This window comes from Micromonospora globbae (assembly GCF_003610785.1).
GTDB classification, from domain to species: Bacteria; Actinomycetota; Actinomycetes; order Mycobacteriales; family Micromonosporaceae; genus Micromonospora; species Micromonospora globbae.
In genome coordinates this window covers 258,537-284,277 of the sequence record NZ_RAQQ01000006.1, presented here as the reverse complement: position 1 = coordinate 284,277, position 25,741 = coordinate 258,537, and the positions used below count along the sequence as shown (strand labels likewise).

General features: G+C 72.2%; 21 protein-coding genes. 10 read left to right on the top strand and 11 right to left on the bottom strand.

The annotated features are described in order from the left end of the window. Window positions 1-6 precede the first annotated feature (6 nt). Window positions 7-1,005, top strand: a complete 999-nt coding sequence (locus D7I43_RS10975; protein ID WP_120328317.1) for a D-alanine--D-alanine ligase family protein — start codon at window positions 7-9, stop codon at window positions 1,003-1,005. A gap of 149 nt (window positions 1,006-1,154) precedes the next feature. Here D7I43_RS10975 and D7I43_RS10970 read toward each other — a convergent pair whose 3' ends face one another. The 9 genes from D7I43_RS10970 to rpmH form a co-directional block, all read right to left on the bottom strand. Beyond that, window positions 1,155-2,015 carry a hypothetical protein gene (locus D7I43_RS10970; RefSeq protein WP_240032905.1) on the bottom strand — a complete coding sequence of 287 codons (861 nt, stop codon included), beginning with the start codon at window positions 2,013-2,015 and terminating at the stop codon, window positions 1,155-1,157. Window positions 2,016-4,481: 2,466 nt separating this feature from the next. After that, on the bottom strand, window positions 4,482-5,492 hold the full coding sequence (locus D7I43_RS10965; RefSeq protein ID WP_120328316.1) for a ParB/RepB/Spo0J family partition protein: 1,011 nt from the start codon (window positions 5,490-5,492) through the stop codon (window positions 4,482-4,484). A gap of 27 nt (window positions 5,493-5,519) precedes the next feature. Continuing rightward, window positions 5,520-6,755 carry a ParA family protein gene (locus tag D7I43_RS10960; RefSeq protein ID WP_120328315.1) on the bottom strand — a complete coding sequence of 412 codons (1,236 nt, stop codon included), beginning with the start codon at window positions 6,753-6,755 and terminating at the stop codon, window positions 5,520-5,522. A 289-nt stretch (window positions 6,756-7,044) separates the two neighbouring features. Further along, window positions 7,045-7,815 carry a 16S rRNA (guanine(527)-N(7))-methyltransferase RsmG gene (rsmG, locus tag D7I43_RS10955; protein WP_120328391.1) on the bottom strand — a complete coding sequence of 257 codons (771 nt, stop codon included), beginning with the start codon at window positions 7,813-7,815 and terminating at the stop codon, window positions 7,045-7,047. 421 nt (window positions 7,816-8,236) lie between these two features. After that, window positions 8,237-8,839 carry a Jag family protein gene (locus D7I43_RS10950; RefSeq protein ID WP_120328314.1) on the bottom strand — a complete coding sequence of 201 codons (603 nt, stop codon included), beginning with the start codon at window positions 8,837-8,839 and terminating at the stop codon, window positions 8,237-8,239. A gap of 215 nt (window positions 8,840-9,054) precedes the next feature. After that, window positions 9,055-10,035 carry a membrane protein insertase YidC gene (gene yidC, locus D7I43_RS10945; RefSeq protein ID WP_120328313.1) on the bottom strand — a complete coding sequence of 327 codons (981 nt, stop codon included), beginning with the start codon at window positions 10,033-10,035 and terminating at the stop codon, window positions 9,055-9,057. Continuing rightward, the gene (gene yidD / locus D7I43_RS10940; protein ID WP_120328312.1) at window positions 10,032-10,325 is read right to left on the bottom strand and encodes a membrane protein insertion efficiency factor YidD; all 294 of its coding nucleotides are present in this window, start codon (window positions 10,323-10,325) and stop codon (window positions 10,032-10,034) included. Before yidD ends, yidC begins: the two co-directional genes overlap by 4 nt. After that, entirely contained in the window at window positions 10,322-10,735 is a 414-nt protein-coding gene (rnpA, locus tag D7I43_RS10935; RefSeq protein ID WP_120328311.1) for a ribonuclease P protein component, read from the bottom strand. The genes yidD and rnpA overlap by 4 nt, the downstream gene beginning before the upstream one ends. Before the next feature lie 37 nt (window positions 10,736-10,772). Next, on the bottom strand, window positions 10,773-10,910 hold the full coding sequence (gene rpmH, locus D7I43_RS10930) for a 50S ribosomal protein L34 (protein WP_007073824.1): 138 nt from the start codon (window positions 10,908-10,910) through the stop codon (window positions 10,773-10,775). Between the two features lie 642 nt (window positions 10,911-11,552). On the opposite strand from rpmH, the gene dnaA reads away from it, so the two are divergent. From dnaA to D7I43_RS10905, 5 genes are all read left to right on the top strand, one after another. Continuing rightward, window positions 11,553-13,352: a chromosomal replication initiator protein DnaA gene (gene dnaA / locus D7I43_RS10925; RefSeq protein WP_120328390.1), complete on the top strand. Its 1,800-nt coding sequence runs from the start codon at window positions 11,553-11,555 to the stop codon at window positions 13,350-13,352. Between the two features lie 780 nt (window positions 13,353-14,132). Continuing rightward, on the top strand, window positions 14,133-15,266 hold the full coding sequence (dnaN, locus tag D7I43_RS10920) for a DNA polymerase III subunit beta (protein WP_120328310.1): 1,134 nt from the start codon (window positions 14,133-14,135) through the stop codon (window positions 15,264-15,266). A 38-nt stretch (window positions 15,267-15,304) separates the two neighbouring features. Further along, window positions 15,305-16,177 (top strand): phosphogluconate dehydrogenase (NAD(+)-dependent, decarboxylating), encoded by an 873-nt coding sequence (gene gnd / locus D7I43_RS10915; protein ID WP_120328309.1) that lies wholly within the window; start codon window positions 15,305-15,307, stop codon window positions 16,175-16,177. 16 nt (window positions 16,178-16,193) lie between these two features. Then, window positions 16,194-17,327 (top strand): DNA replication/repair protein RecF, encoded by a 1,134-nt coding sequence (recF, locus tag D7I43_RS10910; RefSeq protein WP_120328308.1) that lies wholly within the window; start codon window positions 16,194-16,196, stop codon window positions 17,325-17,327. A gap of 190 nt (window positions 17,328-17,517) precedes the next feature. Continuing rightward, window positions 17,518-18,030: a DciA family protein gene (locus tag D7I43_RS10905; RefSeq protein WP_120328307.1), complete on the top strand. Its 513-nt coding sequence runs from the start codon at window positions 17,518-17,520 to the stop codon at window positions 18,028-18,030. Window positions 18,031-18,133: 103 nt separating this feature from the next. On the opposite strand, the gene D7I43_RS10900 is transcribed toward D7I43_RS10905, so the two are convergent. Then, window positions 18,134-18,361, bottom strand: coding sequence for a hypothetical protein (locus D7I43_RS10900; RefSeq protein WP_120328306.1), 228 nt, complete (start codon window positions 18,359-18,361; stop codon window positions 18,134-18,136). A 104-nt stretch (window positions 18,362-18,465) separates the two neighbouring features. Here D7I43_RS10900 and D7I43_RS10895 point away from each other — a divergent pair, with 104 nt between their 5' ends. After that, entirely contained in the window at window positions 18,466-18,948 is a 483-nt protein-coding gene (locus D7I43_RS10895; protein ID WP_120328305.1) for a MarR family winged helix-turn-helix transcriptional regulator, read from the top strand. Window positions 18,949-19,005: 57 nt separating this feature from the next. On the opposite strand, the gene D7I43_RS10890 is transcribed toward D7I43_RS10895, so the two are convergent. Beyond that, window positions 19,006-19,587: a hypothetical protein gene (locus tag D7I43_RS10890; protein ID WP_120328304.1), complete on the bottom strand. Its 582-nt coding sequence runs from the start codon at window positions 19,585-19,587 to the stop codon at window positions 19,006-19,008. A gap of 532 nt (window positions 19,588-20,119) precedes the next feature. Between D7I43_RS10890 and gyrB the strand changes: the two genes are divergently transcribed. From gyrB to D7I43_RS10875, 3 genes are all read left to right on the top strand, one after another. Next, on the top strand, window positions 20,120-22,063 hold the full coding sequence (gene gyrB, locus D7I43_RS10885) for a DNA topoisomerase (ATP-hydrolyzing) subunit B (protein WP_120328303.1): 1,944 nt from the start codon (window positions 20,120-20,122) through the stop codon (window positions 22,061-22,063). A gap of 130 nt (window positions 22,064-22,193) precedes the next feature. Next, window positions 22,194-24,713: a DNA gyrase subunit A gene (gene gyrA / locus D7I43_RS10880; RefSeq protein ID WP_120328302.1), complete on the top strand. Its 2,520-nt coding sequence runs from the start codon at window positions 22,194-22,196 to the stop codon at window positions 24,711-24,713. Window positions 24,714-24,717: 4 nt separating this feature from the next. Beyond that, window positions 24,718-25,602 carry a DUF3566 domain-containing protein gene (locus tag D7I43_RS10875; RefSeq protein WP_120328301.1) on the top strand — a complete coding sequence of 295 codons (885 nt, stop codon included), beginning with the start codon at window positions 24,718-24,720 and terminating at the stop codon, window positions 25,600-25,602. The last annotated feature ends 139 nt before the right edge of the window (window positions 25,603-25,741 follow it).

Sequence of the window (25,741 nt, the reverse complement as noted above, 5' to 3'; positions counted from 1 at the left end):
GCCGGCATGGGTACGACCGCTGCCGACCGCCCCGAGGTGACCGCCCCGGGCAACACCGACGACCTGCACGTGCTGGTGCTCGCCGGCGGCCTCTCCTACGAGCGGGACGTCTCGCTGCGCTCCGGCCGCCGGGTGCTCGACGCGCTCCGGTCCGTCGGCATGGACGTCGAACTCCGCGACGCCGACATCGCGCTGCTGCCGGCGCTGGCCGCCGACCCGCCGGACGCCGTCGTCATCGCGCTGCACGGTGCGACGGGCGAGGACGGCTCGCTGCGCGGGGTGCTCGACCTCTGCGACGTCCCGTACGTCGGCTGCGACGCACGGGCGTCCCGCCTGGCCTGGGACAAGCCGTCGGCGAAGGCCGTACTCCGCGAGGCGGGCATCCCCACCCCGGACTGGGTGGCGCTGCCGCACGACCGCTTCTCCGAACTGGGCGCCGTGGCGGTGCTGGACCGGATCGTTGACCGGCTCGGCCTGCCGCTGATGATCAAGCCGGCGCAGGGCGGCTCGGGCCTGGGTGCCGCCGTGGTCCGGGACAGCGCGTCGCTCCCGGCCGCGATGGTCGGCTGTTTCGCGTACGGGTCGACGGCGCTCGTCGAGCGCTACGTCGCCGGCATGGACGTGGCGGTCTCCGTCATCGACATGGGCGACGGCCCCCAGGCGCTGCCCGCCGTGGAGATCGTCCCGCGCAACGGGGTGTACGACTACGCGGCCCGGTACACCGCCGGGCGGACGACGTGGCACACCCCCGCGAGGCTCGACGCCGATGCCGCGGCACGGGTCGCCGACGTGGCCCTGGCCGCGCACAACGCGCTCGGGCTGCGGGACCTGTCCCGCGTCGACATGATCGTCGACGCGGCGGGCCAGCCGCACGTGCTGGAGGTCAACGTCTCGCCGGGCATGACCGAGACGTCGCTGCTGCCGCTCGCCGTGTCGGCCGCGGGCCTGGACTTCGGGCGGGTGCTGAGCGCGCTGGTCGCCCGGGCCGCCGCCCGCCGGCCCTGACGGCTGGCTGACGGCGCGCCGGAGCTGACAGCCGCTGACGGCGCACTGGGACCGCTCGGGCGGGCAAGGGCGGCGCTGCGCGCTCCGCGTTCCGCCGTACCGTGCGGTCGTCAGCGTCCCATCCGGCGCGGGGCGGCGTCCGGGATGGCTCAGGCGCCGCCCGCCTGGCCGACGGCCGGCTTCGCCTCGTCGGGCGACGGGGGGCGTTGTCCGGGGATGGCCGGTGACTCGGCCGTGGTCGCGTCCGCGCTGCCGCCGGAGGCCGCGCTCCCGCCGGAGGTCGTGCTGCCGGCCGTCGCGCTTCCGCCGATGCCCGCCGGACTCTCCTCGGCGGTCGGGTTCTCCTCGGCCGCCTCGATCACCGAGACCAGGTCGCCCACCGGATCGTCCGTCTCGATCGTGGGCAGCGTCGAGGTGAAGCTGGACGGTGCCTGCCACTCGATCCGGGGTGGCTCCGCCAGCGGGCGGCCACCGAACTCCGCCAGCCAGGCGGCGACGAGCGCGAGGTTCTCTCGCCACTTCGCCTCGGGAATCGGCGGCAGGATCGAGTCCCACAGCGACAGGAACGTGCCCCGCAGTTGCAGCTGACCGTAGGGCCGCGCGAGGAACCACAGGTGCAGGTGCGCCGACCCGTCACCCCAGCGGTTCACGTGCACACGGGCCACCCCGTCGAGCGAGCGGATCGCGCGCTCCAGTCGTACCGTCATCACGCCGAGCTCCGCGGCGAGCAGGTTCGGGAGGTCGCCGAGGTCGAGGTGCGACCGGGACTCCAGGATGAGCACCATCGGGAGGCCCGTGGGACGGTCCATGGCGCGTACCCGCCACCGCTCGCCCACCCAGATGTACGCCTCGTCCGGCGCGCCGCAGGTGATGCACTCCCGATTGCCCTCACCCTTGCGGGGCGGCTCGACCGGGACCGGGTCGTCGAGTTGCTTGACACGAAGATCGCCCTCGAAGGGGAACGAGGGCCACCGGGTGAAGTCCGGAACTGCGGGAGGGGTGTCGTGCACGAGGCTGACCCTAACCGAGTCCGGGACGGCTGTCCCTACCCCGAATCATCCGTTCTCGCCGGCCGGTGGGGCACTCTCGATCAGGTGCTCACGTCGATGTCCAGAGCCCCGGAAGGTCGCGAACACACGGCGTCATCCACAGGTCGACACCCGGTTCCACGCGGTGTTTCACGTGAAACGGTGGGTGCCTGTGGATAACCGGTGTGGATAACTCGGAGGGCTCCGGTTCGGCCTTGATCGCTGGCGCAACGCCGTCAGGACGTCGGCTTGGCGGTCCGCTTCGTCGTGGCGGGGATCGCCGCCAGGCATGGGAGTGGTCGGGGATGCGGAACGGGCTGGGGGACGGTGCGAGGTGGTCGGAGGACGGCGCGGGGGGGTGGTCGGAGGACGGCGCGGGGTGGGCCGGGGACGGCGCGGGCGTGGGGCGAAGCGCCCCGAGGCGACCGTCGCGGCGGGGGGACGCGAGTCCTCGCGGCCGATCGGAACCCACGGGGCCGGCGCGGACGCCTCGACGGCGACCAGCCGGCGGCAGAACCGACTGGGTGCGGATGGAAATCGGTGCGGACTGAAGTTGGTGCGGAGGCGCTCGGCGTGGGGTGCCTCGGCGTCGACCGGCGTTCGGCGCGATCGACTGGGCGCGGAGGCGCCTGGCGCGGGTCCGCTCGGCGGGGACGGGACTGCAGGGGATCGCTATGGACGGTGGCCGTATGCGCCGCGGCGCCCCTGAGTCGGTGGCGGGGGTCGGATCGGGCGGCCAGATCGGGGCCAGATGGGGGCGGCCAGATTGGGTGAGGCACGTGGAGTGAGCAAGATGCTGGGGCAGATCGGCGGGCGGTCGGCGCGGGATAGACCGGGCAGATCGGCGGGCGGTCGGCGCGGGGTGCCTCGGCGTCGACCGGCGTTCGGCGCTAGACCGGGGCACGGGGAGATCGGCACGAGGTCGACCGGCGCTGGCGAGTTGTCCGTGAGGGGTTTCCGGTCAAGAGGCGGGCGATCCGCGACCGGCCTGCGACGCGGTTTCACGTGAAACACGGCTGTTGGTCCCGGCGGCTCGATGTGGCGCGGGATCGGGCTTCCCGAGCGCGTGGCGCAGCGGGCCACGGCATGGACGCACACTTTGTCGAAGGCGGAAAGGCATCGTCGCGGCGTCGGTGGGATACCGACGAGCCCGGTGCGGGCACCCTGATCCGGCGGGAAGTCTCGTCTGGGTGGAGTACCGGGCCGCCCGCCCGGCTTTGCGGCGAACGTCGCCGTACCACTGGCGGACGCGGTCGCCCTCCGATGGTCCGGCCCGCGGACACGCACCCTCCTCAAGGTCACCGCCACCGGCTCGTACCATCGGGCCCATCGTGGCGCCCACGGAGTAGCGAAGCGGAATTGCTCCCCGGCGGGCCCAGACCAGGCGGGCCTCGTTGCGGGGTGGGCTCGTTGCGGGGTGGGCTCGATGCGGGGTGGGCTCGATGCCAGCGGGCTCGATGCCAGCGGGCTCGATGCCAGGCGGGCTCGATGTCGGACGGGCTCCGTCTTTGAGGCGCGTTCCGACGAGCGGACCCCGGGGGCGAGCGGCCCAGACCAAGCCGCCTCGGGCCGAGCGACGCTGGAGCGACGCTGAATCAAGCGGGCTCTGCCGGACGAGTCCCGGTCGAGCGTGCGCGAGCCAGGCGTCCTTCAGGCGCCGCGCGCACGGAGCTGGCTCTGGAGGCGACCCGTCCTCAGGCCGGGACGTGCGCTCGACCCCAGGCGTACCCGACTCACGGCGTGCTCGGGCCAGGCGTGCTCGAGCCAGGCGTGCTCGGGCCTGCGCGGCCCGCGATGTCCGCTGTCCCATATCTGGGGCAGGTCGACAGCGCCGGCTCGCTGGCCCCACATGCGCTCGCGCCCTCAGATGCTCGCGCCCTCGCGCCCGCCCGCCCTCACGCGCCAACGTGCTCACGCGGTCAGTCGTTCACGCGGTCATGTGCTTACGCGACCGAGGATCGTCCCACCGCTAACCACCCGCCAGGATGGAGGACGGCATGGCCGCCCCTCCGCGCAGCCCTGAACGGGCCCCTCCCGCCCCGATCGGGCTCGGCCATAGGAGAAGACACCATGCGCGAGGGCGCGGCCCTGGAAGCCCGCTGCGCCACCCATCCGGCCGTTTCACGTGAAACGACAGGGCCGCGCGAGTGCTCCGCGCCCCTGCTCCACTTCGTGCCCGGCATCGCGCGGCATCCAGCCCGCCGGCATACCGGCGCGGGACCGGCCACGCCGGGGGATACCGCGACCCGGCGTGGCACCCCGCATCGAGTCGACAGCCCCGGCCCAGGGACACCCTCGGAAAGCCGATGGCCGCACGTCCCCCTGGGATGCGTGCGGCCATCGGATCGCGCGTCGCGCGGCGGAGCCTCGGCACCGGTACCGGCACCGGCACCGGCACCGGCAGCGGCAGCGGCAGCGGCAGCGGCAGCGGCAGCGGCAGCGGCAGGATCAGCCTTCGGTCGACTCCTGGCCGACCCCGATGATCCCGACGATCCGCTCCAGGTCGTCGACCGTCGCGAACTCGATCGTGATCTTGCCCTTGTTCCGGCCGATGTCCACCTTCACCCGCGTGTCGAACCGGTCGGACAGCCGCTCGGCCAAATCGTTGAGCGCCGGGGCGTGAGGCTTCGGCCGCCGCTTCGCGGCCGGCGACTTCGCCGGGCCGTCGCTGAGGGCCAGCGCCACGATCTCCTCGGTGGCGCGTACGGAGAGCCCTTCGGCGACGATTCGCAGCGCCAGTTGCTCCTGGGCCTCCGCGTCGTCGAGGCTCAGCAGCGCCCGGGCGTGCCCCGCGGACAGCACCCCGGCGGCGACCCGCCGCTGCACCTGAGCGGGGAGGTTCAGCAGCCGGATCGTGTTCGAGATCTGCGGCCGGCTGCGGCCGATCCGGCGCGCCAGTTCCTCGTGCGTGGCCCCGAACTCCTCCAGCAACTGCTGGTAGGCGGCCGCCTCTTCCAGCGGGTTGAGGTTCGCCCGGTGGATGTTCTCGAGCAGGGCGTCCCGGAGCATGGCGTCGTCCCGCGTGTCCCGGACGATCGCCGGGATGCGCTCCTTGCCGACCGCCTGCGCGGCCCGCCACCGGCGCTCGCCCATGACCAGCTCGTACTTCTCGCCGTCGAGCTGGCGTACGACGATGGGCTGGAGGAAGCCGACCTCCTGGATCGAGATCTTCAGCTCCTCCAGCGCCTCCTCGTCGAAGACCTGCCGGGGCTGCTTCGGGTTCGGCACGATCGCGTCGACGGGAATCTCGGCGAACCGGGCTCCCGGAACCGGGCTCAGCGTCGAGTCGGGCTCGGGTGAGGGCGTTGCCGGGGCTGCGGCCGGCACGCCGCCCGTGGCGGCGACGGCTGCGGGCGTACCCGTGGGGTCAGCCGTGCCCGCGACGGCGCCGGCCGCCGGCCCGGTCGGAATGAGCGCCCCCAGGCCTCGACCCAGACCGCCCCGAGGACGGTTCTTCATTCCACGCCTCCCGACGACTCGTCCGCACTACGCATTCCGGCTCACCGGCTCCATGACGCCCCGCTCGGCGATCTCCTGGGCCGCCTCGAAGTAGCTCGTGGCCCCCCGCGATCCGGGATCGTAGGTCATCACCGACTGGCCGTAGCTCGGCGCCTCGGAGACGCGGACGTTGCGGGGGATGACGGCCCGGAGGACCTTGTCGCCGAAGTGGTTCCGCACGTCCTGCTCGACCGCGTCCGCCAGCCGCGTACGCCGGTCGTACATGGTGAGGAGGATGGTGGAGACCTCGAGCCGGGGGTTGAGGTGCTGCCGGACCAGGTTGATGTTGTTGATGAGCTGGTTCAGCCCCTCCAGCGCGTAGTACTCGCACTGGATGGGGATGAGCACCTCCTGCGCGGCCACCAGAGCGTTCACGGTGAGCAGGCCGAGCGAGGGCGGGCAGTCGATGAAGACGTAGTCGAAGTGCCCGGGGTAGGCGGCGATCGCCCGGGCGAGCCGGGACTCGCGGGCGACGACCGAGACGAGTTCGATCTCCGCGCCGGCCAGGTCGATGGTGGCCGGCACGCACCACAGGTTCGGGATGCCCTCGACGCCCTGGGCGACGTCCTCCAGCGGCACCCCGTTGATGAGGCAGTCGTAGACGTCCGGCACCCCGGTGTGGTGCGGGACGTTCAGCCCGGTCGAGGCGTTGCCCTGCGGGTCGAGGTCGACGACGAGCACCCGGTTGCCGTGCAGCGCGAGCGCCACGGCCAGGTTGACCGTGGTGGTCGTCTTCCCCACACCGCCCTTCTGGTTCGCGACGCACATGACCCGGGTCCGCTCCGGCCGAGGCATGGTCACCTCGCCACTCGGGTTCAGGATCTGCACGGCGCGCATCGCCTCCATTGCCAACGGTGGGTCATCGTCATCGGCCGTTTCACGTGAAACGAACGCGGGATCAACCTGGGCGGCCGCGTACGGCTCGACCGCGGCGACGGGGGCGTCGGACACCGCCGGGGCCGGAGCGGCGTCGCGTACCGCATCGGGGGTGGGCTGGTGCGGGAGCGCGGGCTCGAACCGCGCCGACGCGGCGATGTTGCGTCGCCCGGTCGACGAGCGGACCTCCGCAGGGGCGTTCGCCGGGCGACTCACCGCAGTGGGGTCGACGGGTCGGTCCGCCGAGGGTCCGCCGGGCGACCAGCCGGGGTAGTCGGTTTCACGTGAAACGTGCTCGCTGGCTGATCCCATCGCGCGTGGGTCGTCGTACCTGCCGTCGTCATGCACCTGTCATCCCTGCCCGCTTCGGATGGTCGGTCCGCACCCGTCAACTGGCCACGCCCGCGCACGCCTCCCGCGGTGCCTGCGGCCGGGGGAAGCGGCCGGAACCGTCACGTCGGTCGCCGCCCGCTCCACACTATCGACGCGCGGCCAGCCTACGGCGGACGGGCGCGGCGGGTCCACGTCGGGTTCTCATCCTTCCCTCCGCCCGCACGGATTCACAGGGGAACCACCGGTACAACGAGAGAGCCGCGATGCCCGGAATGGCGTTGGGGGTCGCGAAGCACCGCGATCGTCAACGCCGACGCGTACGACCACCCCGGGACTTCCGGCGCGCGGACGCGCGTGCGGGAGCCACGACCCGTTCCCGGACGACCTCCACGACCGTGGTGGGTGGTTCGATGACGCCGACGCCGCACCGGTGCACGGTGGGCTCCCCGCCGCCGAGCTTCGCCACCGTGGCCGCGTGCTCGGCGATCTCGTCGGCCACCGAGGCGCCCTTGAGCGCGACGAGCCGCCCGTGCGGCACGGCGAGCGGTAGGCACCACGCGGCGAGGCGGTCCAGTGGGGCCACGGCACGGGCGGTAACGACGTCCCCCCGGAGCGGGCCGGAGTCGTCCGTCCCCGTTGCGGCCTCCTCGGCCCGGCCGCGGAACACGCGGACGGTCCCGGCAAGGCCGAGCCGGTCCACGGCCTCGACGAGGAACGAGGTGCGGCGGGCGAGCGGCTCGATGAGGGTGACGGCCAGGTCCGGGCGGGCGATGGCCAACACCAGGCCGGGCAGGCCGGCGCCGGAGCCGACATCCAGCACCTCGGCCCCCTCCGGGATCCGCTCGGCCACCGCCGCACAGTTCAGCAGGTGCCGGTCCCAGATCCGGGGTGCCTCGCGGGGACCGATGAGGCCCCGCACCACGCCGTCGGTCGCCAGCAGTTCGGCGTACGCGGCGGCGAGGTCGATACGGTCACCGAACAGGGCGCGGGCCGCGCCGGCCAGTTCCGGCGGCAAGGTCGCGTCGGCCGGATCGGGAGCGGAAGTCCCGTCCGAGGCGGCCGGCGAAGCGGCCACGGGGGGACCGCCCGAGCGACCGGCAGCCCGATCACCCGACGCCCCACGCCCCGAGCGACCGACAGCCCGATCACCCGACGCCCCACGCCCCGAGCGACCGACAGCCCGATCACCCGACGCCCCACGCCCCGAGCGACCGACAGCCCGATCACCCGACGCCCCACGCCCCGAGCGACCGGCAGCCCGATCACCCGACGCCCCACGCCCCGAGCGACCGGCAGCCCGATCACCCGGTGCCTCACGCCCCGAGCGACCGGCAGACCGGGCACCCGACGCCCCCGGCCCTTGCCGGTCGCCAGACGCCCCGCGGGCCGGCTGCTCAGCCCGCGCCTCACGCCCGGGCCGGACAGCCGACGGCCCGGGTGAGGTGCCACCCGGGCCGGTCGCGGCGCCGGCCGCGGTGTCGTCGTGGGTCACCCGGTCAGTCCACCGGCCGGACGACGACGCGCCGGTTCGGCTCGACACCCTCCGACTCGCTCTCCACCCCGGCGATCGCGTTGACCACGTCGTGCACGCACTTGCGCTCGAAGGCGGACATCGGCTCGAGCCGGATCGGTTCGCCGTACTCCTTCACCTTCTCCACGGCGTTGCGGGCCACGGCGGCGAGTTCCTTGCGGCGGGTGGCGCGGTAGCCGCCGACGTCGAGCAGCAGCCGGCTCGGCGAGCCGGTCTGCCGGAAGACGGCGAGCCGGGCGAGTTCCTGGAGCGCCTCCAGGGTGGCGCCGCGCTGACCCACCAGGTTCTGGAGCCGGGCGCCGACGACCTCGACGACCGGACGGCCACCGGAGACCAGCTCGTCGATGTCGCCGTCGTAGTCGAGGATGTCGAGCAGCCCCTCCACGTAGTCGGCGGCGATCTCGCTCTGCCGGAAGAGGTCGTTCTCGGCCGGGGCCGTCTTCTCCCGGCCGCCCTCTTCGGCCTCCTCGGCCTCGAGCTCGGCCTCGGTGTCGTCGCTCGCCTCGATCGGCTCGGTCCCCTCCTCGTCCAGGGACTCGTCGGCGCGGGGGATGCTGGTGTCCGTCACGGTCTCATCTCCGTAGTCGCTCGGCCGGACCGTCGGGTCCGTTGGTCTCCCGGAGCCCCGGCGGGAGGTCGCCGGTGCCCGCGGGCACGTCTGTACGGGCAGTGTCGCCCGTGGCCGCGCCACGCGCGGGGTGTTCCGCCCGGCGCCGGCCGTACGGCGGCGGCACGGTGCGGAACGGGCCGCCGGCGGTCTCCCGCGGCGGCCCGTACCACCAACTAGCCACGCCGCTTGGCGGGGCGGCCCTTCTTCGGGTTCACGGGCTTGGCGCCCGGCTTCGGCGCGGCGACCTTCGGAGTGGTCGCCTTCGCCGGCGGCTGCGGGGCCGGCTTGCGCCCGAACAGGGCACCCGTCTTGGCCGGCTGCACCGGGTTCCGGGCCCCCGACGTGGCCTTGCTGGTGGCGGTGGCCGGCGGCGGGTACTTGCGGAGCACCCACTGCTGCTGGCCGAGGGTGAAGAGGTTGTTGGTGACCCAGTAGATGATCACGCCGATCGGGAAGATCGCGCCGGAGATGAGCAGCGACAGCGGGATGCCGTAGAGCATCAGGCGCTGGATCATCCGCTGCTGCGGGTCCTCGGCCCAACCGGTCTTGAGGATCATCTGGCGGCTGGTGAGGTACGTGGTGCCCATCATCACGAGGACCAGGACGCCGGCGATGATCTTGACGGTGGTGCCGTTGGCGTTGAGCCGGGCCAGCTCGTCGGCGGTGGAGCCGAACTTGCCGGCGATCGGCGCCGTGAAGAGCTTGGCGCTGGAGGCGCTGTCGAACTGCTCGACCGACCAGCCGTAGAGGGTCTTGGCCTGCTTGGCCGGGTCGAGCCGGCGGAGCACGTGGAAGAGGCCCAGGAAGACGGGGATCTGGAGGAACATCGGAAGGCAGCCCATGAGCGGGTTGGCCTTTTCCTTCCGGTAGAGCTCCATCATCTCCTTCTGGAGCGTCTCCCGGTCACCCTTGTGCTTCTCCTGCAGCTCCTTGACCTTCGGCTGCAGCGCCTGCATGGCGCGCTGCGACTTGATCTGCTTGACGAAGATCGGGAACAGGATCACCCGGACGGTGACCACCAGGAAGACGATGGCCAGGATCCAGGCGAAGTTCGTGCCGATCACGGCGTCGACCGGCACTCCGATGGCGTCCCAGGCCGAGTGCCAGGTCAGCAGGATCCACGAAATCGCGTAGTAGATCCAGTCGAGACTCAATTCGGAGCTCCAGTCACATCGGCACGGCGGCGACCGCCCGGCTCCGGCACCGGGTCATGTCCACCTGGGTGGAAGGGGTGGCAGCGCAGCAGCCGCCGGACCGCGAGGCCGGCTCCGCGGACCGCGCCGTGCCGGGCCACCGCCTCGAGGGCGTACGCACTGCACGACGGGTAGAACCGACAGCGGGCCGGCAGTGCCGGGCTTATCCACCGACGGTACGCGATGATGGGCCCGCTCAGCACACGGGCGGCCGCGCTGCTGGGCTGGGGGAAGGCGGGGCCGGTGCTCATCGGCGTCGCCCCCGGCCTGCCCGGGCCGCGGCGAGCGCCGCGTCCAGGTCGGCGCCGAGCCGCTGGTAGCTCGCGTCGGCGGCCGCCGGCAGGGCTCGGACGACCAGGGTACTGCCGGCCGGCAGCTGCCCCAGCCGCTCGCGGACGAGGTGCCGCAGCCGGCGACGGACCCGGTTACGGACCACGGCGGGCCCGACGGCCTTGGACACGACGAAGCCGGCGCGGGTCGGCGCGGAGGGCTGCTCCGCACCGGTGTCCCGCGCCGGCTCCGGCGATGTCGGTGTCGAGGACCCGGGGGCGGCGGGCAGTGTCAGGTGCACGACGACGGCCCCACGGCCGGCGCGTCGGCCACCCCGGACCGCTGCGGCGAAGTCGGTGCTGCGCCGCAGTCGCTGCGCGGCCGCCAGCACGACTGCCCCACGTCCCCCCGGACCTGCCCGCTCGGCCTCAGGCCGACAGGCGGGCGCGGCCCTTGGCGCGACGGGTCGAGAGGATGGCGCGCCCGGCCCGGGTGCGCATGCGCAGCCGGAAGCCGTGGGTCTTGGCGCGCCGGCGGTTGTTCGGCTGGTAGGTGCGCTTGCTCACGTCAGGCTCTCCGTTGTCGTACGCCCCAGGGCCCGTCCGGACCGGGGAAGTGTGGTGGTCCAGGCCACTGGACGGTGGCCTCCGATCGGCGCTGCCCGGCGACGCGGCCCGCCGGGGATGCCGGGGGCGAGTGCGGACAGCAAGCACCCATCACCCTAGCAGAGGGCGTGAGAGCAGCCGCTCCAGCCTACGCAGGGGGGCAATGGCCGTCAAACAGTGCAGCCCGGGTCCAGCCGGACGCGCCGACGACCGGAGCGGCGGTTTTCACTCATGCCGACAACGGCCGGGCCGCGTCGGCGGTTGATGGCTCAGGGACAACGCTGTTACCGTGCCCGATTGCGGTCGGCGTCGGGGGGAGCCAGTCGTCGTCGACCGGCAGGAGTCGACCGGCAAGACCGGACAAGGTAGTGAATCGTTCGGCACGGTGTACCCGCTTCAGCGCCCGTTAGGCAGGGGGCAGGTCCCACCCGCGTCCGACGAACGGCCACAATCGGTCGGTACACAGGCTGTGGATAACTTGTGGACGACGACCGGTCGGCCGTTCGGGTGGTGGTGCGCCACCCGCGGGAACCCGGCGGGCCCGGGACGGCCGGCTGGCAGACAGCGGCGGCCGGGGAGCAGAGGCGAGGGGGTGGCACGACGGTGGCCGGTACGACCGACCTTGCCGCGGTGTGGACGGCGACGACGGACGAGCTCGCCGACGAGATCATCTCCGCGCAGCAACGGGCCTACCTCCGCCTGACCCGGCTGCGCGCCATCGTCGAGGACACCGCGCTGCTCTCCGTCCCGGACGCCTTCACCCGGGACGTGATCGAGTCGCGGCTGCGTCCGGCGATCACGGAGGCCCTCACGCGCCGGCTGGGCCGGCCGATCCAGGTGGCGGTCACCGTCCGGGTGGCCGAGGACCCGACGGGCCGACCCGCCGGAACCGTCTACCGGGCCGCCCCCGAGCCGGGGCCGGCCGGCCCGGAGACCGACGCGCCCACCCTCCTCGACGAGCCGGCCGGGGCCGCCCGGCCGGAGCTGGCGATCCCCGAGCAGCCGCGCCCCGGCCGCGTGGCCGAGCCCGCGCCCTCGTTCGCCGACCCACGCCGCCCGGAACTCGGCCACCCCGCCCCCGGGGACGCGCAGGAGACGCTCTTCAGCGCCGCCTTCGCCGAGCCGCCGCCGGCGCCCCGCCCGGCGCCCGAGCGGCGGGGCTTCGACGAGCAGGCCGCCCGCCTCGACCCGCCGGGTCCGGACGCCCGGCCGTTCGAGTCCCGCTACCGGGAGGACAGCGGGTCACCGCGCGACCAGCACGTGATCCGGGCGCTTCCGCGTGACGGCGGGACGGACAGCGGCCCCGGCCGCGGCGGCGCCGACCACCGGCCCGGTCTGCGGGACGAGCGCCGGCTGCCCGGCGCCGACACCGGCGGCAACCGGCTCAACCCCAAGTACATGTTCGAGACGTTCGTCATCGGCTCGTCCAACCGGTTCGCGCACGCCGCCGCGGTCGCCGTGGCCGAGTCGCCGGCGAAGGCGTACAACCCGCTGTTCATCTACGGCAGCTCCGGGCTGGGCAAGACCCACCTGCTGCACGCCATCGGCCACTACGCCACGACGCTCGGCAACGCCCGCTCGGTCCGGTACGTCTCGACCGAGGAGTTCACCAACGACTTCATCAACTCGCTGCGGGACGACAAGACCAGCGCGTTCCAGCGGCGCTACCGGGACGTGGACATCCTCCTGATCGACGACATCCAGTTCCTGGAGAACCGGGAGCGGACGCAGGAGGAGTTCTTCCACACGTTCAACACGCTGCACAACGCCAACAAGCAGATCGTCATCACCTCCGACCGCTCCCCGAAGCAGCTGGCGACCCTGGAGGACCGGCTGCGGACCCGGTTCGAGTGGGGCCTGCTCGCCGACATCCAGCCGCCCGACCTGGAGACCCGGATCGCGATCCTGCAGAAGAAGGCGGCGCAGGAGCGGCTCTTCGCGCCTCCGGACGTGCTGGAGTTCATCGCCTCGCGGGTGTCGAACTCGATCCGCGAACTCGAGGGCGCGCTGATCCGGGTGACGGCGTTCGCGAGCCTCACCCGGTCCACGGTCGAGCTGTCGCTGGCCGAGGAGGTGCTGAGGGACTTCATCCCGGACGGCGCCGGGCCGGAGATCACCGCCGACCAGATCATGGTCTCCACGGCCGACTACTTCGGGGTGAGCCTGGAGGACCTGCGCGGGCACTCCCGCTCCCGGGTCCTCGTCAACGCCCGCCAGGTCGCCATGTACCTGTGCCGGGAGCTGACCGACCTCTCGCTGCCGCGCATCGGGCAGGCGTTCGGCGGCCGGGACCACACCACCGTCATGCACGCCGACCGCAGGATCCGGCAGCAGATGGCCGAGCGCCGCTCGCTCTACAACCAGATCGCCGAGCTGACCAACCGGATCAAGCAGAACACCTGAGGCGTACGCCCGCACGCCCCGCGACCCGGCCGCTGCCGGGGCGCCTCTCCCCGGCCCCGCCCACGGCGGGGCCTTCTCGTTCTCCACACCTTGACCCTCGAGCCGGTCGAGCCTCCAGGATCGGACCGTGTCCATCCACCGCCCACGGTCGTTGTCCACATCCCGTTGTCCACCGTCGGTGGATAACTACGGTCCGTCCGCCCGCCGTCACCCACAGGCTGTGGACAACTCCTGGGGACGGTGTGTGGACGGGTGGGGACAACGGGTCCGGTCATCCACCGACGGGGACCGGCCTGTGGGCGAGCTGTTGAAGGTTCTGGGGATGACGGCGAACGTGACGATCCGAACGGTCCACAGGCCTGGGGAGAAAGTCGGTGGATTTCCGGTGGACAACCGGTGGACGACGGTGGACAACGATGTGGGCGGAGCGGGCCTGTGGACCGGGACACGGGTTGACCCCCTGGTTCTCCACAGCGACCACACCGGTGGATAACCTGTCTCACCTGCGCAGACGCCGGTTCTCCACAGTTTGCACAGGTGCGATGAAGACGATGAGTTATCTCTTCTGAAAGAACAAAAACCAATCATCACCGTTGGACTTTCTGTGGATCGGGCCGGACGCTGCCGCAGCAGCGGTGAGCGGCAGCGCCCGACACGGGGTCGGGCGCACAGCCGATGCCCCCGCGCCCTAAGGTGCGAGAGGTACCCGCACCGTCGGGCGGGTCGGCAGGCAGCGGTCGGCATGAGAGAGTTGTCGTCGACGTCGACGCGGAGGCATTGATGAAGTTCCGAGTGGAGCGCGACGCGCTCGCCGAGGCCGTGGCCTGGACCGCGAAGAGCCTGCCCAACCGGCCGTCCGTACCGGTGCTGGCCGGGGTCATGCTCCGGGTCACCGACGGCAACCTGCAGGTTTCCGGTTTCGACTACGAGGTCTCCAGCCAGGTGACCGTCGAGGTGCAGGGCGACGCGGACGGCGCGGCCCTCGTCTCTGGTCGCCTCCTCGCCGAGATCACCAAGGCGCTGCCGGCCAAGCCGGTGGACATCGCGGCCGTTGGCGCCCACCTCGAACTGGTCTGCGGCAGCGCCCGGTTCACGCTGCCCACCATGCCCGTGGAGGACTACCCCTCCCTGCCGGAGATGCCGGAGAGCGCCGGCACCGTCGACGCGGCGGCCTTCGCCACCGCCGTCGCCCAGGTGGCCGTCGCCGCCGGCCGCGACGAGACGCTGCCGATGATGACCGGCGTACGCATCGAGCTGTCCGGCAGCACCCTGGCCATGCTCGCCACCGACCGCTACCGGTTGGCACTGCGCGAGATCCAGTGGAACCCGGACGACCCCGACGTGAGCCTCAACGCCCTGGTGCCCGCGCGCACGCTGCACGACACCGCCAAGGCCCTGGGCCCGCTCGGCGGCGAGGTCACGCTGGCGCTCGCCGCGGGCGGCGCCGGCGAGGGCATGATCGGCCTCGCCGGCGGCACGCGGCGCACCACCAGCCGGCTGCTCGACGGCGCCAACTACCCGCCGGTGCGGTCGCTCTTCCCGGCCAGCCACAACGCGGAGGCCCGGGTGCCGGTCAGCACCCTGGTCGAGGTGGTCAAGCGCGTCGCGCTGGTCGCCGAGCGGACCACCCCGGTGCTCCTCAGCTTCAGCGCCGACGGGCTGGTCGTCGAGGCCGGCGGTTCCGAGGAGGCGCGGGCGAGCGAGGCCATGGAGGCCTCCTTCACCGGCGACCCGCTGACCATCGGCTTCAACCCGCAGTACCTGATCGACGGCCTCGCCAACCTGGGCGCGCAGACGGCGGTGCTCTCGTTCGTGGACGCCTTCAAGCCGGCGGTGATTTCTCCCGCGGGCGAGGATGGCGAGGTCGTGCCCGGGTACCGCTACCTCATCATGCCGATCCGCGTCTCCCGCTGATCGCGCCCGCACCACCCACGCACCGGAGGTAAGGACAGATGCAGCTCGGCCTGGTAGGACTCGGCCGGATGGGCGGCAACATGCGCGAGCGGTTGCGCGCCGCCGGCCACGAGGTGGTCGGTTTCGACCACAACGCGGAGCTGAGCGACGTCGCCTCCCTCGCGGAGCTGGCGGAGAAGCTCGAGTCGCCGCGCGCGGTCTGGGTGATGGTCCCGGCCGGGGTCACCGACGCGACCATCGACGAGCTCGCCGACGTGCTCGGCGAGGGCGACATCATCATCGACGGCGGCAACTCGCGGTTCAGCGACGACGCCCCCCGCGCCGAGCGGCTGAACGCGCGCGGCATCGGCTACATCGACGTCGGCGTCTCCGGCGGCGTCTGGGGCCGGCAGAACGGGTACGCGCTGATGGTCGGCGGCTCGGAGGAGCACGTCGCCCGGCTCATGCCGATCTTCGAGGCGCTCAAGCCGGAGGGCGAGTTCGGCTTCGTGCACGCCGGGCCGGTGGGCGCCGGGCACTACGCCAAGATGGTGCACAACGGCATCGAGTACGGCCTCATGCACGCCTACGCCGAGGGCTACGAGCTGCTGACCGCCTCCGAGCTGGTCACGAACGTGCCCGGCGTGTTCAAGTCGTGGCGCGAGGGCACCGTCGTCCGTTCGTGGCTGCTCGACCTGCTCGACCGCGCGCTCGACGAGGACCCGGACCTGTCCGAGCTGAGCGGCTACACCGAGGACACCGGCGAGGGCCGGTGGACGGTGGACGAGGCGGTCCGGCTCGCCGTACCGCTGAACGTCATCACCGCCTCGCTCTTCGCCCGGTTCGCCTCCCGCCAGGACGACTCGCCCGCCATGAAGGCGGTGGCCGCGCTGCGCCAGCAGTTCGGCGGGCACGCCGTCCGCAAGCGCTGAGCGGTATCCACACCCTGTGTACGTCCGCCGGCTGGAACTGGTCGACTTCCGCTCGTACGAGCGGGTCGGCGTCGACCTCGAGCCGGGGGCGAACGTCCTGATCGGCGCGAACGGCGTCGGCAAGACCAACCTCGTCGAGGCGCTGGGCTACGTGGCGACCCTGGACAGCCACCGGGTCGCCACGGACGCCCCGCTCGTGCGGATGGGTGCCGGCTCGGCGGTGATCCGCTGCGCGATCGTGCACGAGGGCCGGGAACTGCTGGTCGAGCTGGAGATCGTCCCGGGGAAGGCGAACCGGGCGCGGCTCGGCCGCTCCCCGGCCCGCCGGGCCCGCGACGTGCTCGGCGCGCTCCGGCTCGTGCTCTTCGCCCCGGAGGACCTGGAACTCGTCCGGGGCGACCCCGCCGAACGCCGCCGCTACCTGGACGACCTGCTGGTCAGCCGGCAGCCCCGGTTCGCCGGGGTCCGGGCCGACTACGAGCGGGTGGTCAAGCAGCGCAACGCGCTGCTGCGGACCGCGTACCTGGCCCGCAAGACCGGCGGCACGCGCGGCGGGGACCTGTCGACGCTCGCCGTCTGGGACGCGCATCTCGCCCGGCACGGGGCCGACCTGCTCGCCGGCCGGCTGGAACTGGTGTCCGCGCTGGCGCCGCACGTGGCCAAGGCGTACGACGCCGTGGCGGCCGGGCGGGGCGCGGCGGGGATCGCGTACCGCCCGTCAGTGGAGCTGCCCGAGCCCACGACGGATCGGGAGGTGCTCGCGGGGGCGCTGACCGCCGCGCTGGCCGAGTCCCGGTCGGCGGAGGTCGAGCGGGGCACCACCCTCGTCGGCCCGCACCGGGACGAGCTGGCCCTCACCCTCGGCCCGCTGCCGGCCAAGGGGTACGCGAGCCACGGCGAGTCCTGGTCGTTCGCGCTCGCCCTGCGGCTGGCCGCGTACGACCTGCTCCGCGCCGACGGGATCGAGCCGGTGCTGGTCCTCGACGACGTGTTCGCCGAGCTGGACGCCGGGCGCCGGGACCGGTTGGCCGAACTCGTCGGCGGGGCTAGTCAGCTCCTGGTCACCTGCGCCGTAGACGACGATGTGCCGGCGGCACTGCGGGGAGCACGCTACGAGGTGGGCGAGGGGACGGTGCGCCGTGTCGACTGAACCGGAGCGAACCGGTGCCGGTGGCGCCGGTACGGGTGACGCGAGCCGCGCCTCCTCGACCAGGCGCGGGGCTGCGCGTACGCCCGCCGGTGGCGGAACCGCCCGGGATGGCCGCCCTGCCGCGCGGGGCGAAACCGGCGGGGACGCCGCGGCCGACCCCGCGCGGGCCGGCGGTGACAGTGGTGAGGCCGTGCCGGACGGGGCCTCGGGGCCGCAACTGGCCCGGGCCGTGCTGGACGCCGCGAAGGCGCGACGGGAGGCGGCGGGACGGACCCGACGGCGTACCGGGACCGGCACGGGCGGCGGCGAGCGGCGCCTGCGCGGCTACTCCGGCCCGGGGCCGGACCCGCGCGACCCGCAGCCGCTCGGCGCGGTGCTGAACCGGCTCGTCAAGGCGCGCGGCTGGCAGCAGCCGGCGGCCGAGGCGACGGTCTTCGGCGCGTGGGAGCGCGTGGTCGGGCCGGAGGTGGCCCAGCACAGCCGCCCCGTGAAGCTGGAGAACGGCGAGTTGACCGTGGAGGCCCGCTCCACCGCCTGGGCGACCCAGTTGCGGCTGCTCGCGGGCTCGCTGCTCCAGCAGATCGCGCGGGAGGTCGGCCACAACGTGGTGCGCAAGCTGCACATCCACGGCCCGGCCGCGCCGTCGTGGTCGCGCGGGCCGCGCCGGGTCCGGGGCCGCGGCCCGCGGGACACCTACGGCTGACCGGCGGGGCGGACGCGGCAGTCAGCGGCGGCTGTCGCACGACCCGGTGTGTCAGCCGGGGTCTCCACGAGCGGCGGAAGGGTCGCCCGGGAGCGGCGGCGAATCAGGAGTCGCGCCGCGCCTCGCGGGCGGCCCGCTTGCGCTCCCGCTGCTCGCGGCTGTAGCGCTTGCGGTTCTCCAGGTCGCGCTTCCACCCCTCACGGGCCTCGGCCGAGCCCCCGTAGACCGCGCCCGGCACCCCCTCGGCGGGGCCCGCCAGGTACTTGTAGGCGAATCGCCAGAACCGGCCACCCTCGCCCGCGCTCCTGGTCTCCTTCGGGTCCTCGCTCATGCTGCTGACCTCCGCTCGGGAACCGCACGCCGATGTTTTGTGCCCCAATAGTTGGTGCACAAAACGTTGGTACGATAACACCGCCACGAAGGAGGTCGACAGGCATGCGTGAGCAGCTCGACGACGCGGACCCCCTGGCGCTGGAACAGCAGGTCTGCTTCGCGCTGTCGGTCGCGGCACGCGGTGTCGTCGGGGTCTACCGGCCGTTGCTGGAGCCGATGGGCCTCACCCATCCGCAGTATCTGGTGATGCTCGCCCTGTGGCAGCACGCGCCGCTGTCGGTCCGCGACCTCAGTCGCCTGCTCCAGCTCGACCCGGGCACGCTCTCGCCGCTGCTCAAGCGCCTGGAGTCGAACGGCTACGTCCGCCGCGAGCGGGATCCCGCCGACGAGCGGAGCCTCGCCGTGACGCTCACCGAGAGCGGACGGGCGCTACGGGCCCGGGCGGAGGAGATCCCGCCGGCGATCGTCTCGCGGCTCGGCCTGCCGCTGGAAGAGCTGCGGCAGCTGCACGCCGCGCTCACCCGGGTCATCGCGGCGGCCAACCGGCCCGCAGCCGACCGGCCCGCGGACGAGGCGGGCCGCTGACGCGAGGCCGGTCAGGGGGCGCGGCGGCGTCTCGCGCGGCGCCGCGGCCCCCCTCCGCTACGGCTGGGTGGCCCGGCGGGGGGCCTCCGACTCGGCGTAGACGGCGAAGCCACGGTCGGCGCACCGCCGGTAGAACGCGGCCAGCACGCTCAGCTCGGCGCAGGTGAAGTCCCACTGCGGGGGTTCGCCCCGCTCGTCGCGCAGCGCGTCGAGCCGCCCGTCCAGCCAGCGGAGCTGCTGCTCGGCCAGGCGCCCGTCACCGAGCAGCCTGCGCAGCACGGCGCTGACGGACTCGAACGTCACCGCCTCGCCGTGCTCCCGGTGGCCGGCGACGAACCGCTCGATGCCGTCCGCGATCCAGGCGCAGCCGTCGGGGTCGATCACCGGGTCCTCGTCCTCGGCCGCGGCGTCCGTGGCGTAGAGCACACCGTCGAGGCCGAGCAGCAGGTCCACCAGTTCCGTGTACGCCGTGGCCCGCACCGTGCCGCTCTTCGCGATCAACTCGGCCAGCGCGGCTGTCGGCGCGGAGATCCGCGGCATGTCGACGATCTCGCCGAAGTCGACGAACTCGGCCGGCGCGACCGGATCGTAGAAGCGGCCGGTACGCGGCCAGTGCACCGCGACGTTGTCCAGCCCCATCTGGGGTCACCTCTTAAGAGCACGTGTGGGGGTCGATCGGGTAGATCGTCCGGTTCCGGTCTGGAAAGATCAAGAGCGGGTCCGGGACCGCCGCAAACGTACGGCACCGCCGGTCGGTCCGCGACCCCCCGACCCGCCCGACAGCGGGTGCACCCGTCGCGGGGCGCGGCACGGTGGTGAAGGCCTGGCGCGTAGGGGGAGTCGCGGACGCGGCGGTTCGGCCGGCTACGGAGTTCTCAGGCGCTTTGCGAGGGTGCCGAGTGGCGGTTCAGCCGCCGACGCACAGTAAGATTGACGCAGAGACGAAGACCCGGTGCGGAGCGACGGACACGGGCCCGGAGAAGGGCCCGCGATCATTGTCCACGTCGGGTCGAGCCGATCGCGATCCGCGGACATCCGCGGCGAACGGCGCGTACCGACCCGTGACCCGGATGTGCTCCGGTGCCGGTCCGCGCCGACGTCGCGTCCTGTCCGCCGAACCCGCGCCCGACGCGCCCCTGGCGGCGCGGACGGCGCGAGAAAGTGGCCGAGGGTGGCAGCGCAGGACAAGCAGCAGTACGGCGCAGAATCGATCACCGTTCTCGAAGGGTTGGAGGCCGTCCGGAAGCGGCCCGGTATGTACATCGGGTCGACCGGCGAGCGGGGTCTGCACCACCTCGTCTGGGAGGTCGTGGACAACGCCGTCGACGAGGCGCTGGCCGGCTACTGCGACACCATCGACGTGGTGCTCCTGGCCGACGGCGGCGTCCGGGTGACCGACAACGGTCGAGGCTTCCCCGTCGACCTGCACCCGAAGCTCAAGAAGCCGGGCGTCGAGGTGGCGCTGACCGTGCTGCACGCCGGCGGCAAGTTCGACGGCAAGGCGTACGCCGTCTCCGGCGGTCTGCACGGTGTCGGTGTCTCGGTCGTGAACGCGCTCTCCACGAAGATGTTCGTGGAGATCCACAAGGACGGCTTCGTGTGGCGGCAGAGCTACACGAACTCCAAGCCCAGCCCGCTGGAGAAGGGCGAGTCGACCGACCGCACCGGCTCGGCGGTCTCGTTCTGGCCCGACCCGGCCGTCTTCGAGACGGTCGACTTCGACTTCCAGACGATCTACCGCCGCCTCCAGGAGATGGCCTTCCTCAACCGCGGCCTCACCATCCACCTGCTCGACGAGCGCGCGCAGGACGAGGACGGCAAGCCGCGCGAGGTGACCTTCCTCTACAAGGGCGGTATCGCCGACTTCGTCCGGCACCTCAACGCCTCGAAGAACCCGATCCACCGCACGGTGGTCGAGTTCGGCGCCGAGGAGGAGGGCATGTCGGTCGAGATCGCCATGCAGTGGAACGAGTCGTACGGCGAGTCGGTCTACACCTTCGCCAACACGATCAACACGCACGAGGGCGGCACCCACGAGGAGGGCTTCCGGGCCGCGCTCACGAGCGTCGTCAACCGGTACGGCACCGACCGGAAGCTGCTCAAGAGCGACGAGAAGCTCTCCGGCGAGGACATCCGGGAGGGCCTCGCGGCGATCATCTCGGTGAAGCTCGCGAACCCGCAGTTCGAGGGCCAGACCAAGACCAAGCTCGGCAACACGCCGGTGAAGAGCTTCGTGCAGCGGGTCTGCAACGAGTGGCTGGTCGACTGGTTCGACCGGAACCCGGCCGAGGCGAAGATCATCATCCAGAAGGCGTCCCAGGCGGCCCGGGCCCGGATCGCCGCCCAGCAGGCCCGCAAGCTGGCCCGGCGCAAGTCGCTGCTGGAGTCCGGATCGATGCCGGGCAAGCTGGCCGACTGCCAGTCGACCGACCCGCGCGAGTCCGAGGTCTTCATCGTCGAGGGCGACTCGGCGGGCGGCTCGGCGAAGCAGGGGCGCGACCCGCGTACCCAGGCGATCCTGCCGATCCGCGGCAAGATCCTCAACGTGGAGAAGGCCCGGATCGACCGGGTGCTGAAGAACAACGAGGTCCAGGCGCTCATCACGGCGCTGGGCACCGGCATCCACGACGACTTCGACATCGAGAAGCTGCGCTACCACAAGATCGTGCTGATGGCCGACGCGGACGTCGACGGCCAGCACATCCAGACGCTGCTGCTCACCCTGCTCTTCCGCTTCATGCGACCGCTCGTGGAGCTGGGGCACGTCTACCTGGCCGCCCCTCCGCTCTACAAGATCAAGTGGAACAAGAAGGGCGACGACGCCCAGTACGCGTACTCCGACCGGGAGCGCGACGGGCTGATCGCGCTGCGCCAGCAGCAGAAGCCGAACGCCAAGCCGGACGACATCCAGCGGTTCAAGGGCCTCGGCGAGATGAACTACCCCGAGCTGTGGGAGACCACGATGAACCCGGCGACGCGTACGCTGCGTCAGGTCACGCTCGACGACGCGGCGACCGCCGACGAGTTGTTCAGCGTGCTGATGGGTGAGGACGTCGAGGCGCGTCGGTCGTTCATCCAGCGCAACGCCAAGGACGTCCGGTTCCTGGACATCTGACGGTGACCGGCGGGCCGACCCGGCGTCCACCGGCCGGCCCGCCGGTCCACAGAGTTATCCACAACCTGGCCGATATCCACAGCCGTTATCCACAGCACGAAAACGACTCTGAGTCTGATAAGGGTAAACAGTGACCGATTCCCCCGAGTCCACACCGAACGAGCCTGAGGTCACCGAGGCCACCGGCGCCGTCGTCGCGCGCGACCGCATCGAACCGGTCGGGCTCGAGGTGGAGATGCAGCGCTCCTACCTCGACTACGCGATGAGCGTCATCGTCGGGCGTGCGCTGCCGGACGTCCGGGACGGGCTCAAGCCGGTCCACCGCAAGATCCTCTACGCGATGTTCGACTCCGGCTACCGGCCGGACCGCGGGTACGTGAAGTGCTCCCGGGTCGTCGGCGACGTCATGGGTCAGTTCCACCCGCACGGCGACTCGCCGATCTACGACGCGCTGGTCCGGATGGCGCAGCCGTGGTCGCTGCGCTACCCGCTGGTCGACGGCAACGGCAACTTCGGCTCGCCGGGCAACGACCCCGCCGCGGCCATGCGGTACACCGAGTGCAAGCTCGACCCGCTGGCCATGGAGATGATGCGGGACATCGACGAGGACACCGTCGACATGCAGGACAACTACGACGGTCGGGCCAAGGAGCCGACCATCCTGCCGTCCCGCATCCCGAACCTGCTCATCAACGGCTCCGAGGGCATCGCCGTCGGCATGGCCACCAAGATCCCGCCGCACAACCTGCGGGAGATCGGCGCGGCCGTGCAGTGGTGCCTGGAGCACCCGGACGAGGACGAGGCCACCACGCTCGAGGCGCTGCTGGGGATCGTCAAGGGTCCGGACTTCCCGACCCACGGCCTCATCGTCGGCACGGCGGGCATCCAGGACGCGTACCGGACGGGCCGCGGCTCCATCCGCATGCGCGCCGTCGTGGAGGTCGAGGAGGACAAGCGCGGCCGGCCCGCGCTGGTCGTCAGCGAGCTGCCCTACCAGGTCAACCCGGACAACCTCGCCGAGCGGATCGCCGAGCTGATCAAGGAGGGCAAGCTCGGCGGGATCGCGGACATCCGAGACGAGTCCTCCGGGCGTACGGGCATGCGGCTCGTGCTCGTGCTCAAGCGCGACGCGGTCGCCAAGGTGGTGCTGAACAACCTCTACAAGCACACCCAGCTCCAGGAGACGTTCGGCGCCAACATGCTGGCGCTGGTCGACGGCGTGCCGCGCACGCTCAACCTGGCGCAGTTCATCCGCTACTACGTGGACCACCAGGTGGAGGTCATCCGCCGGCGGACCGCGTACCGGCTGCGCAAGGCCGAGGAGCGGGCGCACATCCTGCGCGGTCTGGCCAAGGCGCTGGACGCCCTCGACGAGGTGATCGCCCTGATCCGGCGCTCGCCCACGGTCGAGGACGCCCGGCAGGGCCTCATCCGGCTCCTGGAGATCGACGAGATCCAGGCGACCGCGATCCTGGACATGCAGCTGCGCCGGCTCGCGGCGTTGGAGCGGCAGCGGATCCTCGACGACCTGGCCAAGCTGGAGCTGGAAATTGCCGACCTCAAGGACATCCTCGCCAAGCCTGAGCGGCAGCGGAGGATCGTCTCCGAGGAGCTCGGCGAGATCATCGCGAAGTGGGGCGACGACCGCCGGACGCAGATCGTGCCGTTCGACGGCGAGGTCTCCATGGAGGACCTCATCGCCCGCGAGGACGTGGTCGTCACGATCACCCGCACCGGGTACGCGAAGCGGACCAAGGTCGACCAGTACCGCTCGCAGCGCCGGGGCGGCAAGGGCGTGAGCGGCGCCAACCTGCGCCAGGACGACATCGTCAGCCACTTCTTCGTCTGCTCGACGCACGACTGGATCCTGTTCTTCACCAACAAGGGTCGGGTCTACCGGGCGAAGGCCTACGAGCTTCCGGAAGCCAGTAGGGTTGCCAGGGGTCAGCACGTGGCGAACCTGCTCGCCTTCCAACCGGACGAGCAGATCGCGCAGATCATCGAGATTCCGAACTACCAGGTCGCTCCCTACCTGGTACTGGCCACGAAGAACGGCCTGGTGAAGAAGACGCGGCTTGAGGAGTTCGACTCCAACCGGTCGGGCGGCATCATCGCGATCAACCTGCGCGATGAGGACGAACTGGTCGGTGCCGCCCTGGTGGCGCCGGAGGACGACCTGCTGCTGGTCTCGAAGAACGCGCAGGCGATCCGATTCAACGCCTCCGACGAGGCGCTGCGGCCCATGGGCCGGGCCACGTCGGGCGTGATCGGCATGCGCTTCGCCGAGGACGACATGCTGCTGGCCATGGAGGTGGTCCGGCCGGGCATGGACGTCCTGGTCGCGACGAACGGGGGATATGCGAAACGTACCCCCATCGAGGAATACCCGGTCCAGGGCCGGGGAGGTAAAGGCGTGCTGACTGCGAAGATCACAGAGCGACGCGGTGGTCTGGTCGGTGCGGTGGTGATCGACCCGGACGACGAACTGTTCGCCATCACCAGCAACGGTGGTGTCATCCGGACTCCGGTGAAGCCTGTACGCCGTACGCGTGACCGGAACACAATGGGGGTCAAGCTCATGGACCTTCCGGACGGCGTGACTATCGTGGCGATTGCTCGCAATGCCGACGAGCCTGACGAACAGGACTAGTTGAATGACGGAGACACAGGCGAAGTCGGGGAACGCGGGGACCTCGGCCAACCCGGTCGACGAGGAGGCCGCAGGAGGCGGCGCACCAGCGACCGGCCGCGCGGCCGTGGGCCGTGCCACGGTCCCCGCCGACGCGCCTGCCCCGAAATTCACCCGGGCTCCCGGGATGGCCCCACCGCCGGACAAACCGACCGAGGACGCGGGCTCCGGCGACAAGACCGAGGCGGTGCCGACGGACGCCGCCGGAGGCGGTGCCGCGAAGGCCACCGCATCGGCCCGGCCGGGCGCGACCCAGCAGATCCCGGTACGCGCCGGCGTGTCCGCCGCCGCCACCGGCACACAGCCGCGGATCGGCGGTGCCGCGGCGCCGGACACCGCCCGCCCCAGCCCCGGTCCTGGCCGGGTGCCCAACGGCGGTGGCCTGCCACCGGGCATCGGCAACGCGGCCGCCGTCGGCGCCGCGCGCGTCGGTGAGGCGGTACGCGCCGCGCGTACCTCGGTCAGCTCGGCGGCCTCGCGCGGACCGCGCCGGGCCCGGCTGAACCTCAAGCGGATCGACCCCTGGTCCGTGATGAAGTTCGCCTTCGCCGTGTCGGTGGTGCTCTTCATCGTGGTGGTCGTGGCCACGTCCGTGCTCTACCTCGCCCTGGACGCGATGGGCGTCTTCCAGAGCGTCAACGAGAGCCTCACCGACCTGGTCAACGCCGGCGGTGGGCAGGGCACCGAGGGCTTCCAGATCACCGCCAAGGGCGTGATCCTCAGCTCGGCCCTGATCGGTCTGGTCAACGTCGTCCTGTTCACGGCGCTGGCGACCCTCGGCGCGTTCGTCTACAACGTGTGCGCCGACCTGGTGGGCGGCATCGAGCTGACGCTCGCCGAGCGGGACTGAGACACCGGACGCCGGGGCGCCGTGGAAAGCGGTCGCCCCGGCGTTCCGTACTCGGGTAGGTTCGACCGGGACGGCGGCGCGCGAGGCCACCCCCGATTTGGGGCGGCGCGCGCTGATGGGTTAATGTTGGCCGTCGCAA